Source organism: Sphingobium sp. (genome assembly GCA_035196065.1).
Lineage (GTDB): Bacteria > Pseudomonadota > Alphaproteobacteria > Sphingomonadales > Sphingomonadaceae > Sphingorhabdus_B > Sphingorhabdus_B rara.
In genome coordinates this window covers 322,962-337,445 of record CP136575.1, presented here as the reverse complement: position 1 = coordinate 337,445, position 14,484 = coordinate 322,962, and the positions used below count along the sequence as shown (strand labels likewise).

At 59.5% G+C, this 14,484-nt stretch carries 14 protein-coding genes; 7 read left to right on the top strand and 7 right to left on the bottom strand.

Going from position 1 to position 14,484, the window contains the following annotated elements; all coding sequences use genetic code 11:
- Positions 1–8: 8 nt before the first annotated feature.
- Complete coding sequence (locus RSE16_01645; protein ID WRH76203.1) at positions 9–1,511, bottom strand: SLC5 family protein; 1,503 nt, start codon at positions 1,509–1,511, stop codon at positions 9–11.
- Positions 1,512–1,598: 87 nt separating this feature from the next.
- Between RSE16_01645 and RSE16_01640 the strand changes: the two genes are divergently transcribed.
- Entirely contained in the window at positions 1,599–3,530 is a 1,932-nt protein-coding gene (locus RSE16_01640) for a beta-galactosidase (GenBank protein ID WRH76202.1), read from the top strand.
- On the opposite strand, the gene RSE16_01635 is transcribed toward RSE16_01640, so the two are convergent.
- Together RSE16_01635 and RSE16_01630 are read right to left on the bottom strand one after the other, a co-directional pair.
- A complete protein-coding gene (locus RSE16_01635) occupies positions 3,527–4,768 on the bottom strand; it encodes a pyridoxal-dependent decarboxylase, exosortase A system-associated (GenBank protein ID WRH76201.1) in 1,242 nt (413 codons plus the stop codon). The genes RSE16_01640 and RSE16_01635 overlap by 4 nt on opposite strands.
- Positions 4,765–6,288, bottom strand: coding sequence for an acyl-CoA ligase (AMP-forming), exosortase A system-associated (locus RSE16_01630; GenBank protein ID WRH76200.1), 1,524 nt, complete (start codon positions 6,286–6,288; stop codon positions 4,765–4,767). The genes RSE16_01635 and RSE16_01630 overlap by 4 nt, the downstream gene beginning before the upstream one ends.
- Before the next feature lie 46 nt (positions 6,289–6,334).
- On the opposite strand from RSE16_01630, the gene RSE16_01625 reads away from it, so the two are divergent.
- From RSE16_01625 to RSE16_01605, 5 genes are read left to right on the top strand one after another with little or no spacing between them, the layout of a single operon-like run.
- Positions 6,335–7,360, top strand: coding sequence for a GNAT family N-acetyltransferase (locus tag RSE16_01625; GenBank protein ID WRH76199.1), 1,026 nt, complete (start codon positions 6,335–6,337; stop codon positions 7,358–7,360).
- 13 nt (positions 7,361–7,373) lie between these two features.
- On the top strand, positions 7,374–7,643 hold the full coding sequence (locus tag RSE16_01620) for a phosphopantetheine-binding protein (GenBank protein ID WRH76198.1): 270 nt from the start codon (positions 7,374–7,376) through the stop codon (positions 7,641–7,643).
- Positions 7,640–8,335, top strand: coding sequence for a hypothetical protein (locus RSE16_01615; GenBank protein WRH76197.1), 696 nt, complete (start codon positions 7,640–7,642; stop codon positions 8,333–8,335). Before RSE16_01620 ends, RSE16_01615 begins: the two co-directional genes overlap by 4 nt.
- Positions 8,323–9,138 carry a hydrolase 1, exosortase A system-associated gene (locus RSE16_01610; protein ID WRH76196.1) on the top strand — a complete coding sequence of 272 codons (816 nt, stop codon included), beginning with the start codon at positions 8,323–8,325 and terminating at the stop codon, positions 9,136–9,138. The genes RSE16_01615 and RSE16_01610 overlap by 13 nt, the downstream gene beginning before the upstream one ends.
- A gap of 26 nt (positions 9,139–9,164) precedes the next feature.
- Entirely contained in the window at positions 9,165–9,902 is a 738-nt protein-coding gene (locus tag RSE16_01605) for an SDR family oxidoreductase (GenBank protein ID WRH76195.1), read from the top strand.
- Here RSE16_01605 and RSE16_01600 read toward each other — a convergent pair.
- Positions 9,899–11,254: a hypothetical protein gene (locus RSE16_01600; protein WRH76194.1), complete on the bottom strand. Its 1,356-nt coding sequence runs from the start codon at positions 11,252–11,254 to the stop codon at positions 9,899–9,901. The genes RSE16_01605 and RSE16_01600 overlap by 4 nt on opposite strands.
- Before the next feature lie 183 nt (positions 11,255–11,437).
- Between RSE16_01600 and RSE16_01595 the strand changes: the two genes are divergently transcribed.
- Positions 11,438–11,644, top strand: a complete 207-nt coding sequence (locus RSE16_01595; GenBank protein WRH76193.1) for a helix-turn-helix domain-containing protein — start codon at positions 11,438–11,440, stop codon at positions 11,642–11,644.
- Here the strand turns inward: RSE16_01595 and RSE16_01590 are convergent.
- The 3 genes from RSE16_01590 to RSE16_01580 are packed head-to-tail and all read right to left on the bottom strand — an operon-like array spanning position 11,641 to position 14,482.
- Positions 11,641–12,309: a DsbA family oxidoreductase gene (locus RSE16_01590; GenBank protein ID WRH76192.1), complete on the bottom strand. Its 669-nt coding sequence runs from the start codon at positions 12,307–12,309 to the stop codon at positions 11,641–11,643. The two genes, RSE16_01595 and RSE16_01590, sit on opposite strands and share 4 nt — an antisense overlap.
- Position 12,310: 1 nt before the next feature.
- Complete coding sequence (gene nudC / locus RSE16_01585) at positions 12,311–13,189, bottom strand: NAD(+) diphosphatase (protein WRH76191.1); 879 nt, start codon at positions 13,187–13,189, stop codon at positions 12,311–12,313.
- 9 nt (positions 13,190–13,198) lie between these two features.
- Positions 13,199–14,482: a serine hydrolase domain-containing protein gene (locus RSE16_01580; protein WRH76190.1), complete on the bottom strand. Its 1,284-nt coding sequence runs from the start codon at positions 14,480–14,482 to the stop codon at positions 13,199–13,201.
- Positions 14,483–14,484 lie beyond the last annotated feature (2 nt).

Genomic DNA, 14,484 nt, shown 5'->3' with positions numbered 1-14,484 from the left:
GCTACCGACTATGCCCGGCCGCGAATTTCAGCAAGGCCGATCCATTGGGCGCGGTTGCCGAGCACCAGCCGGTTATAGCCCAGCGCGACGAGCACCGATGTCAGCAGCACGATCACCATGAAATGGATATAGTGCAGCGTGATGATCCCTTCAGGGTTCCACCAGAAGGTATATAGGCCGTAGAATAAGACGCCCCAAAGCACGCCTACGATTGCAGCACTGGCGCCGACATTGCGATACAGCAATCCGGCGATGAAAGCGGAAAGGATTGGCATCGACGCCAGCCCGTTCAATTGCTGCAACAGATTGATGATGCTTTGCTCTCCGGGAAGATCGACGATCATTTGCGGGTTCTCGTAGACAGGGACCAGCGCCACTGCAGCGATCGTCACCACGGTCGAAACGCCTGCGCCCAGTTTCCAGTGATCCTTGACCTTGCCAATGAACTGGTCGTGGAAATCGACCGAATAGAGCGCGACGGTGGAATTTAGCACGGCGCTGAACGTGGTGATCACCGCAGCGGCCACCATGGCGGCAAAGGCCCCTGCGAGCCATCCCGGCAGCACTTCCCCAACCAGCCTGCCATAAGCGGCGTCGCCAATATCGCCGAACAGTTTATAGGCAACGACGCCGGGGATCACGACAATGGGCGGGATGATCAGAACGCGGATGGCAGCCGCCACAAGCACGCCTTTTTGAGCCTCGCGTACCGAAGGCGCTGCCATGGCTTTCTGGGTGATATTCTGGTTTGTTGACCAGTAGAATATCTGGATGAACAACATGCCGGTAAACAACGTGGTCCAGGGGATCGGGCTGTCCGGCCCGCCAATCATTGTCAGCCGTTCCATCGGAACGCCGCTGACAATATCGAAATCAACCGCTGCCAGCGCAAGGAACACGATCAGCAGCGCAAGGCCCAAGACGCCAAAGCCTGAATAAGTGTCCATTACAGCTACTGCCTTCAGCCCGCCAAAGATCGTATAGGCGGCGCTTATGATCGCAAGCCCGGCGGCAAAGGCGATTAGCGGAATGTTTGTTCCGAACAGCGATTGCATGAACAGGCTGCCCGAATAAAGCGCAGCGGGCAGATAGATCAGCACATTGCCCGTCAGGAAGATCGCCGAAATCAATGTTCGGATACTGCGGCCGTTATAGCGCCGCTCGAGCAGTTCTGTCACCGTGGTGCAGTTGTTGCGATAATAAACGGGGACGAAAACGAAGGCGAGGATCATCAGCCCAACAAAGCCTGCCAGTTCCCACCAGGCGAGGAGCAGCATCTGGTTGCCGTTCATACCGACCAACTGGTCCGTCGAAAGGTTGGTCAGCGTGATCGATCCGGCAACGAAAAGCCAGCTCAGCCCGCCGCCTGCAAGGAATACATCCTTCCCGCTACCGTCGTGCACCTTTTTGGTCGATTTGACTTTCCACCATGTCGCAACGCCGACCAGCACAGTCAGCGTTACAAATATCAGGATCTGCAGCATGCTGCCGGTCGGCAGGCCTGTTTCCATTTTTCCTCTCCCCTTTAAGCTTGGTTTGGCGCATTGCCCCGAATGGTACAAGCCGGAGATTATCGGCAGGACAAGAGGAGCGCATCAATGCGGCTGGGGGTTTGCTATTATCCCGAACATTGGCCCGAAGACTGGTGGGCCGATGATGCGCGGCGCATGGCTGATATCGGGCTAACTCGGGTACGGATCGGCGAATTCGCCTGGAGCCGGATTGAACCTAGCCTCGGGCGTTACGACTGGGCCTGGCTCGACCGTGCGGTGGAGGTTCTGCATGCTGCAGGTCTGGGCATCATCATGGGAACGCCGACGGCTACACCGCCCAAATGGTTGGTCGACCGGATGCCCGATATGATTGCGTACGATGCAGACGGGCGACCCCGTGGCTTCGGATCGCGGCGGCATTATTGCTTTTCGCACCAAGGCTATCGGGACGAAGCCGCGCGCATCGTTGCGGCCATGGCTGACCGTTATGGCGACCATTCGGCGGTTATCGCTTGGCAGACTGATAATGAATATGGCTGCCACGACAGCGCGGTCAGCTATTCTCCCGCCGCGCGCGATGCCTTTCGCTATTGGCTGGCCGCGAAATATGGCGAAATTGCCGTGCTGAACCATGCTTGGGGCAATGTCTTCTGGTCGATGGAATATCGCAGCTTTGCGGAAATTGATCTTCCAAACCTGACCGTGACCGAAGCCAACCCGTCGCACTGGCTCGATTTCCGGCGTTTTTCCTCGGATCAGGTTGCCAGCTTCAACCGGATGCAGGTCGAAATCCTGCGCGACGCGTCGCCGGGGCGCGACATAGTCCATAACTTCATGGGTTTCTTTACTCAGTTCGATCATCATGCCGTCGGCCGCGATCTTGATGTTGCCAGTTGGGACAGTTATCCCCTCGGCTTCCTTGAGCAGTTCTGGTTTTCGGAGGGAGAAAAGCAGGCATATCTGCACCAAGGCCATCCCGATATCGCCGCTTTCCATCATGATCTGTATCGCGGTTGCCAGCGAGAGGGTCGCTGGTGGGTGATGGAACAGCAGCCGGGCCCTGTGAATTGGGCGCGTTTCAATCCCGCGCCCCTGCCGGGAATGGTGCGGCTCTGGACGTTGGAAGCGATGGCGCATGGGGCCGAATTGGTCAGCTATTTTCGCTGGCGACAGGCACCCTTTGCGCAGGAACAGATGCACGCCGGCTTGCTGCGCCCCGATAGGGTCGACGATAGGGGCGCGCATGAAGCGCGGCAGGCAGCGGCCGATATCAAAGTCATCGGCGCGGTTGGCCCGCCGCCGCGATCAGTGGCGCTGCTTTTCGATTATCAGAGCGACTGGGTCACCGATATCCAGCCGCAGGGTCGGGGGTTCAGCGCGCTACGTGCTCTATTCGAATATTATTCGGCGCTGCGGCAATTGGGGCTGGATGTGGATATTGTCGCACCCGATGCGGATCTGTCGGGCTATGCCATGGTCCTCATCCCCTGCCTGCCGATCCTGCCCGATGGCCTGGTCGAGCGCCTGCAGGGTTTTGCCGGACCGGTGCTTATCGGCCCACGCAGTGGCAGCAAGACCGCCGACTTTACCATTCCAGCAGATTTGCCGCCGGGAGGATTGCAGGCGTTGCTGCCGATCAAGGTGGTGCGGGTCGAATCGCTGCGTGATGGCGTTGTGCTGGACGGAGATGGTTTTGCCGTACACCGCTGGATGGAAACGGTTGAGGGCGAGGTTGAGCCTGAGATCAAGCTGGAAGACGGCCGCGGTATCCTGTTTCGCCAAGGCGCGCTGCGTTATCTTGCAGCGTGGCCGGATGCAGCATTGCTCAAACAGATTCTCACCGAAATGGCAGATGAAGCCAGTGTGGAGGTTCAACATTCACCCGAAGGCGTGCGACTGCGCCGTGCGGGAAAGATGCGGTTTGCCTTCAACTATGCAAGTGAAACTGTGCAGTTGGGCCATGCGCCCGGCAGGAATTTCGTGCTGGGTGATGCTTTGCTGCTACCCGCAGGTGTCGCCGTCTGGCGCGAGGATTAGACAAGCATTTCCAGCGCCGGGCCTTGCCCCAGAAAATTGGCCGGGCTGGCGCTGGCACCATAGGCGCCGGCGCAGAAGATCGCGATCAGATCGCCGACCTCGGCATGGGGCAGCATTGCGCTATCCGATAGCCGGTCGAGCGGGGTGCAAAGGCAGCCGACCACTGTTTGCACCTCTTTTGCAGGGGCATCGAAACGTTTTGCGATGGCGACCGGATAATTGCGACGGATGACGGTTCCGAAATTGCCCGATGCCGCCAACTGGTGGTGCAACCCGCCATCGGTGACGAGAAAAGTCTCGCCATGGCTGAACTTTTTGTCGATCACCCGGCACAGATAGATGCCCGCCTCGCCAACCAGATAGCGGCCAAGCTCGATGCAGAAATGGGTATCCTTCAGGGAATCTGGCAGCTTCGATAATGCTTGCCCGAACGCGCCGCCGACAGCACCCAGATCAACGGGTGTGTCGCCCGGAAAATAGGGAATGCCGAAACCGCCCCCCAGATTGACGTGTGGCGGTGCATAGCCGGCTCCGTCGGCCAGTTGCCCTGCCAGCGCAAGCGTCTGTGCCTGCATGGCGATGATCGCATCCGCGTCGAGCGCCTGCGATCCTGCATAGATATGGAAACCGCGCCACTCCGCCCCCGCAGCGACAATCTGCTTAACCAGCGCGGGAACCCGTTCGGCATCGACGCCAAAGGGTTTCGCCCCGCCACCCATCTTCATGCCCGATCCCTTGAGATCAAAGCTGGGATTGACGCGGATGGCGAGTTTTGGCTTCATCCCCAGTTCCTCCGCGATTCTAAAGGCTCGCTCCGCTTCGCCTTCGGACTCGCAATTGAGGGTGACGCCTTTTGCAATTGCCAATTCAAGTTCGCGATCCCGTTTACCGGGGCCCGCAAAGCTGATCCGCTCTGCCTCCACACCCGCGTCAAGGGCGATCTGCAATTCGCCGCCAGAGGCAACGTCAAAACCGTCAACACGGCGGTTCATCCATGCCAATAGCGGCGCAAAGGGGTTCGCCTTCATCGCATAATGGATCGCCAGCCGTTCGGGCATCGCGGTGCGTAACTCGGCCAGCCGTGCGCCCAGCGCATCGGTTGAATATACAAATAAGGGCGTGTCGCCGGCTTCGTCGACAAGTGCGGATGCCGTCTTGCCGCCGACGGCAAGTTCGCCCGCAATGGTTTCGAAATAGGGGGGGATCGGCCCGGTTGGCTTGGCCTTGGCTTCGCTCATTGCGGCACCATATCCTTCAGGCCGTCCCTGTCCAGCTTGCCATTGGCGTTTTTGGGAAACGCCTCCAGCCAGACATAGGCGGCGGGCTGCATGAAATTGGGTAGGGCAGTCTTCATATGCGCAACGAGGCCTGCCTCGTCGTCTTTGCCAATGGCGCGCACGAAAAGTATGATCGCCTCACCCAGTCGTTCGTCCTTGCGGCCAAGTGCGCAAGCCTCTGCCACAAGTCCGCTTTCGATGGCGGCTTCTTCTACCTCGGTCGGTGAAATGCGGTTGCCGCTGGTTTTGATCATCGCGTCATCGCGGCCGACAAAATAGAGCAGGCCATCCTTGTCCCGCCAGACGGTGTCTCCCGACCAGACCGCCATGCCGCCATGAAACGAAAAATCGGGCGCAGGCTTGAAACGCTCTGCCGTACGCTCAGCGTCGCGCCAATAGCCTTGCGCAACCAATGGCCCTGCATGGACCAGCTCGCCATGCTCGCCGGGCTGTGCCTCGCTGCCATTATTGGCAACAACCATGATCTCGGCAAAGGGTATCCCCTTGCCCATGCTGGTCGGATTGCCATCGATCAATGCGGGGTCGAGAAAGGTTGAACGAAAGGCTTCGGTTAACCCATACATCGCGTAGATATCGGTGCCGGTACCAAAAATCCGCCGCAACGTTTTGACGAGCGTGGGCGTCAAGGCGCCGCCGCTGTTGGTCAGGCGGCGCATCGTCGCAGTCGCTTCGTCGGGCCATGGCTGCTCGGCCAATTGTACCCAGAGCGGGGGCACGGCGGCCAGCGTCGTGACGCCGTGGCGGAGGCAAGCCTTTATCACATCGCGGGGGGCAAGATAGTCGAGCGGCACAACGCAGCCGCCCGCCCGCCATGTCGACAAAAGCTGGTTCTGACCATAATCGAAGCTGAGCGGGAGTACTGCTAGTGCAATGTCGCTGGCGTCGAGGTGCAGATATTGCGCCACACTGACAGCCCCCAGGCTTAGATTAGCGTGGCTGAGCATGACGCCCTTCGGCCGTCCGGTCGAGCCGCTGGTGTAGAGGATCGCCGCGAGCGTATCTGTATCAAAGTCATCCGGCAGTGGCGGCAAAACCTCACCCGTCAGATCGACGGCACCGAGCAGTTGGGCCTCGTCAAGCAGGATCACGTCTGCGGCGCTGGCGATGGCGTCAATCTGTGCCTTTCGCGTCGCACTGGTCACCAGTGCCTTTGCGCCGCTGTCTGCTAGTATATGCTGAACCTGCGCTGCCTTCAAAAGCGGGTTGATCGGCACATGCACTAAACCTGCGCGCACTGCAGCTAGCGGCATCAGGCAGGCCAGTTCGGTTTTGGGAAGCCAGGTGGCCACCCGATCACCTATTGTAAAATCATGCGCAGCAAGGGTTGCGGCAAGCCTGCCGATACGATGATTTAACTCCTGATAATTATAGCTCCGCTCCTTGATGCGCAAAGCAACAGCATCGGCTACTCCGCAGAGTGGCAAATGATCGATGGGAAAGGCAGCTTGATTGTCGGTCATGGCGATGGGTGGTTGGCTTTGGCTGAACAGGTTTCGGGGGTAATCCTTGCCGGTAAAGTGTGAATATCACGATAATTTTGCTGTCGCACAAGCCGCGGCGTCGGGCGCGCTTGAACGCGACGTTCAGCCGTGTCTTTTCGATCGGCTTGATTGGCTGGAAAGTCTGCATCGCATCGCCTTGCGCCAGCGCAAGCCGCATCTGCTTCAAGCGCGTTATGACGATGCACAAGCATGGCTGCCACTGATGGAATTGGGCTATGGTTATCTGGCATCGCTTGCAAACTGGTATAATTTCAGCTGGCGGCCCTTGTTTGCAGGTGCCGACGACGAAGTGGCGAAGCTGGCATTGCTTCGCAGCAGCGCGCGGTCATTGCAGCAACGGTGCCGCCGCCTAACCTTGGGGCCTCTGCCTGACGAGGACCATAGTGCAACTAGGTTGCAGTCTGCGTTCGAGGCAGAGGGATGGATTGTCTTTCGCTCAGAATGTGACCGAAATCATGTCTTGCAGGTGGCCGGGCGCAGCTTTGACACCTATTGGGAAGGCCGCCCTTCGCGACTGAAAAACACGGTCAAGCGCAAGGGTAAGGCCGGCACTGTAACAATCCGTATCGAGCACGAATATGGCAGCGAAAGCTGGCGTGATTATGAGCGTGTTTACGCCCGCAGTTGGAAACCAAGCGAGGGCAGTCCGGAATTTTTGCGCCAGCTTGCAGAGCGCGAGGCTGCGGCGGGCACGTTGCGACTGGGTCTTGCCTATATTGATGGGCAGCCGGTGGCGGCGCAATTCTGGACGGTCGAGAACGGTACCGCGATGATCCACAAGCTGGCGCATGATGAACGGCACATGCAGGCGTCGCCCGGCACATTGTTGTCAGCTGCACTTTTTCAGCATGTGCTTGATATCGACCGGGTCGACCTTGTCGATTTTGGAACCGGCGATGATGCCTATAAGGCGGAATGGATGGACCATGTGCGCGACCGTTTCCAGTTGGAAATATTCTGGCCGAACCATCCCGCCAACTGGCCTTACATTGCCATCCGCAAATGGCGCGCCTATCGCTCGCAAGATTGAGAAAGAGAAAATAATGCCGTTCGTTCCCGACGTCACCGAAACTGCGATCCGCGATCTTTTGATCGATGCGCTCGGCGTTGCTCCCTCTACCGTTGCCGCGATGACCGATGATACGCCTTTGTTCGGTGCGCTGCCCGAACTTGATTCGATGGCGGTTGCATCCTTGCTTACCGAGATGGAGGATCGGCTCGACATCATGATCGACGATGACGAGATTGATGGCGAGCTGTTCGAAAGTTTCGGAACCCTTGTCGCTTTTGCAAAGGCCAAGGTAGGGGCGTGACGCTGCGCCCCGAATATCTTACTTATCGACATGATGGGCAGGATGAATATGCCCTCTGCTTCGCTGCGACTGCAGCACGGCGCATATTGATTGTTCCGCCCCTTTTTGACGAGATGAACCGCGTTCGCCGCATGCTCGTTCAGTCGATGCGCCATGTTGGGGAACGGGGCGTTGGAACGATTCTGATCGACCTGCCCGGTTGCAATGAAAGTGTCGCGCCATTGCAGGTGCAAAGTCTTTCCACTTGGCGGAACGCAGTTGCCGCGGCCGCGGCAGCCTTTGGTGTCACCCATGTCGCCGCATTGCGCGGTGGGGCGTTGGTGGATGATGGTATTCCAGATTTGCCGCACTGGCGGCTTGCGCCGGTCAAAGGCGGAGGTCTGCTCAAGACGATGATCCGCACACGGATCGCAGGAGACCGCGAAGCAGGCAAGACCATCAGCGAGGCAGATCTTATGGCGGCGGCACAGACAGCGCCGATTGAACTGGCGGGTAATTGGCTGGGTTCGGAGATGGTCACCCAATTGGGCGATGCCGAAGCAGTTAGCCTGCCGGATTGCATGGTGCGAACTCTCGGGTCGGATATTGCCGGTTCACCGCTATGGCTGCGCGTCGAACCGCAGGATGATACTGCGATGTCAGTTGCAATAGCTGACGATCTTGAAGGCTGGAGCGCCCGATGCGGCGGCTGAGCGGCTTTGACTGCGAAGGCCATTGGTGTGCCGCAACGCTTGATGCAGGTGAGCGTAACACCGGTCTTTTGATCGTGAGCGGCGGCAATGAAATCCGCAGTGGAGCGCATGCAGGGCAGGCACGTCTTTCAGACGCGATCGCCAAAGCTGGCTATCCCGTTTTTCGTTATGATCGCCGCGGAATAGGTGAGAGCGAAGGCGAAAATGGCGGCTTTGAAAGGGGTGCTGCCGACCTTGCAGCAGCGCTGTTGGCCTTCCGTATCCAGCAACCGCATCTGAAGCGCGTTGTCGCCTTTGGCAATTGCGACGCTGCCAGCCTATTGGCGCTGCACCACCATGGTCGGGAAATTGATCTACTGGTGCTGGCAAACCCTTGGGTAATCGAAAATGATTCCTCTGATGGCGCGAGCGTTCCGCCTGCAACCGCGATCCGCGTGCGTTATATGGCGCGATTAAGGGATCCGCGCAGCCTGATCGATCTGTTCGCAGGGCGGATAAATCTTGCCAAACTATGGCGCGGATTGCGTCGGGCGGTGCAACCGGCCAACCAAACCGCATTGGCCGGGCGGATTGCCGACAGCCTGTGCGCCAGCGATGTGCCTGTAAAGATCTTGCTAGCCAGCAAGGATATGACCGCCTGCACCTTTGCCGAGGCATGGTTCGGCCATGCTTTTGCTGATGTGCGTTATCGCCGCAATGTCGTGTTGCGCCGGATCGATTCGGCGTCACACAGCTTTGCAGGCATTGACGAGGCCGGATGGTTGCGCGACCAGTTGCTGGAGGTGCTCGCCGATCCGGCATGATGCGCCCGCAAGAGGGAGGGAGCAGCATGCAAGGTGATACCGATTTTTCGGGCAAGCATATTCTGGTGGTGGGCGGATCCAGCGGTATCGGTAACGGTATCGCGCATGGATTTCGCGCGCGTGGCGGCAACGTACATGTCTGGGGAACTCGTCCCTCGGCATCGGATTATGATGCTGCGGAGGGATCGGATCTTTCGGGCCTGGGCTATAGCTGCGTTGATGTGGGTGAACCTGACGCGATCGAACAGGCGGCGCTGCCGTTTGGCGAATTGGATGTGCTTGTGCTGTGTCAGGGGACGGTTGTTTATCGTCGCGGCGAGTTTGAACGTCCTGGATGGGACAAGGTGATGGCGGTTAATCTGGACAGTCTGATGCACTGTGCGCGCAAATTTTATGCGCAACTTGCGGCATCGCGTGGCAGCCTGATCATCGTCAGTTCGATTTCCGGCTTGAAAGCGAATGTCGGCAACCCGGCCTATGCCGCGTCAAAGGCGGGCGCGATCAGCCTCACAAAAACATTGGGTCAGGCCTGGGCGCGTGACGGCATACGGGTCAATGGCCTGGCGCCTGGATTGGTTGAAACCAAATTGACCAAGGTGACGACCGACCATCCTGAACGGCGCGCGGCCGCGCTGGCCAACATTCCGCAAGCGCGCATGGGAACGCCCGAAGACATGGCCGGGGCCGCGCTGTTTCTGGCATCCCCACTTGCAAGTTATGTCACCGGCCACACGCTGGTGGTCGATGGGGGTTTGTCGCTTTAGACGACAGTCTTGGCGAGCACCTTGTCGGTCAGCCCGCTATCCTCAACCGCGCCAACAATCACAACTTCGCCATCGCCATCGCGGCGGGCAACCAGAACGACGAATTCGTCATTGCCATGTGCGAATTCGGAGAGGCTGCGGGCGCGTGCAGCGCGCAGGCGCGGGCGTGGGTCAAGCGTGGCGGGGGCCACATGCTCTCCCCTAGCGACCTTGCGGGCACGTCGCTCGGCTTGGACAATGCCCTTGAGGCCGCCGTCATGCAGGGTGAGCAGATCGGCAAGGCCGCCGCAGGGTACAATGTTGCGATGAGCATAATCGAGCGCCGCGGCAAATTCGGTCAAGCGGGTCTTGTCATAGCCGCTGCCGAATATCAGCTTCACAATCGGTGTCATCGGCGCGCGTTCCTGCACGCTTATGTGGTTGTCGGCCAGCAAAGCGGCATATTCCTCGGGGAAGCGTTCGACGGCGAGCGAGAAATCATAGGCCCGGCCGATGGCGCGATACAGTGTATCCCGGCTGCGCAGATCTTGTTCGCGCGCGACTACTGCACTTTTGCGGGCTATTTGTAGCCAATCGGCAAGGCCCGAATCCTCGTCCGGCTCTTTTTCATCGGTCGCGATTACGGCGGCCGCAAAATGGGAATTGAGCATAAGTTCGCCGGCCTGATCTTCCGCCTCGAAATCCGAAGCAGCGGGGCCATCTGCCCATATCGGCACATTGGTCGTGCGCACCGGCATGGCGGCAAGCGCTGCTTCAACCTCTGCTTGCAGCGGTTTGACGATTTCTGCGGGCGCGCCCTCTTTCCAATTGATCACGCCATAGATGAAATCGATCGTGTCATCGTCGGACGAATAAGGCAGCAAGATACCGCGATACATGATGTTGACGCCGCGATCGTTGACGAATTCGGCCTCGAACCCGATGGGTGCGCGATTGGCGATGATCTGCAGATAATGGTCTGTGATCCGGGATAGCAGCGAACGGGACGGTACCTGATCGAGATAGCCAATATCGTCGGCCAGTCCGCATTCGCGGCGCAGTGCCGCGCCTAGAAACTGGATTGACGGGTTTTCGATGCCCGATGTGAAATCGAGAAGGACCGAAAAGTCCCGGAAATCGTCGACACTCCCGGGGTCGAGTTCTTCTATATTGGGGTAATTGCCTTCGCCCAGCTGGGCCGTCCAGAAATTATAGGCGCGCACCTGCATCCGTCGCTCGTCGCCAGAAACGACCGGCGGGGCCTCGATCGCAGCATCTTCCTGCTCCTCGAAGCTGGCATAGGCAGGCGCATCATATAGCCCGCCATCATGCTGATTTTCGCCTGATGGTCCAAATCCGCGTAAATTATCCATAACCCGGTCCCGTTCTAGGAGCGCACCTGTTGCAGTCAGATTCGACTATGCCTGCAGATGGTTAACATGCCGTTATCGGCGCTGACTGAGGGTTACAGTGCTTGTTCGAGGCGGAATCGCAATTTTCCCAGCGCAGCTTTCTTGATCTGGCAGATGCGCGCCCTGCCGTGCAGCCCTTGTCCCTTGTCCCTTGTTCCTGCGTCGCCTGCACCCAGTAAAGACCGGCCGATCGACCTGCGTCAGGAAATAGAGGCGATCGAATGTGATCGCATCACCATGGCGCTCGAACTGGCCGATGGCATTGTTTCTGATGCGGCGCGGCTGTTGACGCTGAAGCGCACTACCTTGATTGAGAAGATGCGCAAATATGGCGTGCAGGTTGCGGCTTAGGCGGCTTCCCGTTTTGCCAGCACCTTGCCGATCACCTGCGCAAAGGTTTCTGCGCTCTGCGCGCCGGGGACCATATATTTGCCGTCAAAGATGATGGCGGGCACGCCGCTGACATTTTCGCCGATCCAATAGCTTTGCTCGCCGCGCACTTCCTTTGCCAGCGCGTCATCGTCCAGCCATTGCGCGCACTCTGCGCGGTCAAGCCCGGTCGCCTCGGCAATGTCGAGCAGCACTGCCCGGTCGCTGACATCCTTGCCCTGCTGGAAATAAGCGGAAAACAGGGCGAGTTTGAGCTGCGTCTGCGCATGCCACCCCTTTTCGGTGCCCGCCCGCGTCAGCAATTTATGCGCGTCAAATGTATTGCAGAGCCGCCGCGCGCCATTTTCACCAAAGCTGAAACCAAGCTCGGCGGCGGTGGTGCGGATCCGGTCGCGTACCGCTTTGCCCTCTTCGGGGCTGCGGCCATATTTGCGCGCAATATGGGCTGCGGCATCCTCCCCCTCTGCCGGCATGTCGGGGTTGAGTTCGAACGGATGCCAGTGAAACTCGGCCTCGACCGGTTCGGGCAACAGGGTCAGCGCCCTTTCAACCTGCTTGTAGCCGATGATGCACCATGGGCAGACAACGTCCGAGACAATGTCGATGCGGAGCGGTTGGGTGCTCATCTCAATCCTCGGCCCAGTGGCGCATCAGCGTATGGGCGATGGCAAAGGGCGGCGGTGCGTTGAAACGGCGGCCATCATCGCCATTCAGCGCCGCGCGAACCTCTTCCTTGCTCGCCCAGAGCGCGTCTTCCAATTCGGTATGGTCGATGACCAGATCGGTGCCAAGCGCGTCTGCGGTGCAGGCCATCATCAGTTGCGATCCGCCGAACGGCCAAGGCTGGCTGGTGACATAGCGCACGGCACCGCAGGCAACGCCCGCTTCTTCCAATATCTCGCGCCGAACCGCTTCCTCGATGCTTTCGCCCGGTTCCAGAAAGCCTGCCAGCGCCGAATAATTGCCTTGTGGCCAGGCCGCCTGCCGCCCGAGCAATGCCTTGCCTTCATGTTCGGCGATCATGATCACCACAGGGTCGGTGCGGGGGAAATGCTGCGCCTCGCACGCCGTGCATTGCCGCCCCCAGCCGGCACGAAACACCTTGGTCGTTCCGCCGCAACGGCCGCAATAACGGTGGCTGTTGTGCCAGTCGATCAGGCTGCGCGCGGTGCCATAGATCGCCGCGTCCTCTGCCGGCAATATCGACAGCGCGCGCCAGACCGCAGGCGAACGCGGCCCGCCTGTGCCTGGGCCGCCCGCCCCTTCGACCAAAGGCACGAAATGCGGCTTGCCATCGGCAAGGCCCAGAAGGATCAGTTCGACCGAGACATCGACCTCGGCGATCGAATGCCATTTCAGGCCGCCCTCGCTTGCCACCACCGGATCAAGCCCGTCGAGCCCGAGCACCCGCGCGCGCCAATCATTCAGCGCGGCGTTATAGCCTTCCAGATCGTTGCGCAGCCGGTCGGCGCGGTCGAGGGGTGAGCCTGTGAAGCCTGGGTTCATTTGCCGTCCTTAGCCCTGCAGATCCGCAACGACCCATTTGCCGAAATCTTCGTGGAAGCCATAGGCGTTGCTCGGCATATATTGCACCATGCCGGTTGCGCGCACCTTGCGGCGGTTATCGACAAAGGCAATCGTGCCCGCTGCTCCGCCCCAACCGAACACACCCTCGGTCTCGCCCTTGCCGACACGGCCGCCCGCGCCAAAGCCTGCACCGGCGGCAAAGGTGCCATCGGTGCTGACGCCTGCAGGCAGAAGATCGGTCATGCCCAGCGCGACCGCTTCGGGCGCAATCACGCGCACGCCGTCCAGTTCGCCGCCGCCAAGAAGCATGGCGAGGAAGCGGTCATAATCGCGGGTAGAGCAGACAAGGCCTGCACCGCCAAAGGCAAAGGCGGGCTTGTCGAGATAGATGCTGGACGCGGCCGGATCGATCGGGATTAGCGCGCCGCCGAACACCGCATAATTGGTGGTCAACCGCTTCACCTCGCTTTGCGGTACCTGGAAATAGCTGCTGGTCATCTTCAGCGGATCGAACAGGCGGGCCTTCAGGAAGGCGTCAAATTCCATTCCGCTGGCCACTTCGATCACCCGGCCAAGCAGATCGAGGCTGATCGAATAGCTCCATTTCGTTCCCGGCTCTGCGATCAGCGGCAATGTGGCCAGCCGCTCGGCAAAGGTTTTGAGGTCGGGCGTCGGCGCGCCGGGTTCGAAACCGGGGATCGGTATCCGGCTGACCTGGCCCGGTGTGATGCCGTTGGCCATATAGGCCTTGAGCAGCGGACCCTTGGTGATGATCGAATAGCCAAGGCCCGCGGTATGCGTCAGCAGATGGCGCACTGTGATCTGTGTTTTGGCCGGTACCGAATCCAGACTTTTGGCAGGATCGATAAGAACGCGCATTTCCTTATATTCCGGCAGGAAATCCGAAATCGGCTGATCCAGAGCCATCTTGCCCTCACCGATCAGCAGCATCGCGGCCATGCCGGTGACGGGCTTTGTCATCGAATAGACACGGAACAGCGTGTCCAGATCAACCGGTGTCGTATCACCAATGGCGAGGGTTCCTGCCTTGATGACCTCGGGTGCGGCCAAGCCGCGACCAATGGCTGCGACAACCCCTGCGGCCTTCTTGCTGGCGACATAGGCATCGATCTGGCTGCGCAAGGTCGGAAATTGCTGCGCGGCAAAGCTCCATGCCGGCGTTGGCAGCATAGCGGCAGCCGCGCCCATTCCGGCCATCGACAGGAAGGCACGGCGGCTGGGAATCAATAGATCGTTCGGGGTCTGCGGCATGA

What these genes read in the sequence shown, in the direction of transcription:
- RSE16_01610 (WRH76196.1), top strand. Translation starts at nt 8,323, where the DNA reads ATGCGGCGGCTGAGCGGCTTTGACTGCGAAGGCCATTGGTGTGCCGCA.
- nudC (WRH76191.1), bottom strand. Translation starts at nt 13,189, where the DNA reads ATGAACCCAGGCTTCACAGGCTCACCCCTCGACCGCGCCGACCGGCTG.
- RSE16_01590 (WRH76192.1), bottom strand. Translation starts at nt 12,309, where the DNA reads ATGAGCACCCAACCGCTCCGCATCGACATTGTCTCGGACGTTGTCTGC.
- RSE16_01620 (WRH76198.1), top strand. Translation starts at nt 7,374, where the DNA reads ATGCCGTTCGTTCCCGACGTCACCGAAACTGCGATCCGCGATCTTTTG.
- RSE16_01630 (WRH76200.1), bottom strand. Translation starts at nt 6,288, where the DNA reads ATGACCGACAATCAAGCTGCCTTTCCCATCGATCATTTGCCACTCTGC.
- RSE16_01600 (WRH76194.1), bottom strand. Translation starts at nt 11,254, where the DNA reads ATGGATAATTTACGCGGATTTGGACCATCAGGCGAAAATCAGCATGAT.
- RSE16_01645 (WRH76203.1), bottom strand. Translation starts at nt 1,511, where the DNA reads ATGGAAACAGGCCTGCCGACCGGCAGCATGCTGCAGATCCTGATATTT.
- RSE16_01635 (WRH76201.1), bottom strand. Translation starts at nt 4,768, where the DNA reads ATGAGCGAAGCCAAGGCCAAGCCAACCGGGCCGATCCCCCCCTATTTC.
- RSE16_01640 (WRH76202.1), top strand. Translation starts at nt 1,599, where the DNA reads ATGCGGCTGGGGGTTTGCTATTATCCCGAACATTGGCCCGAAGACTGG.
- RSE16_01580 (WRH76190.1), bottom strand. Translation starts at nt 14,482, where the DNA reads ATGCCGCAGACCCCGAACGATCTATTGATTCCCAGCCGCCGTGCCTTC.
- RSE16_01605 (WRH76195.1), top strand. Translation starts at nt 9,165, where the DNA reads ATGCAAGGTGATACCGATTTTTCGGGCAAGCATATTCTGGTGGTGGGC.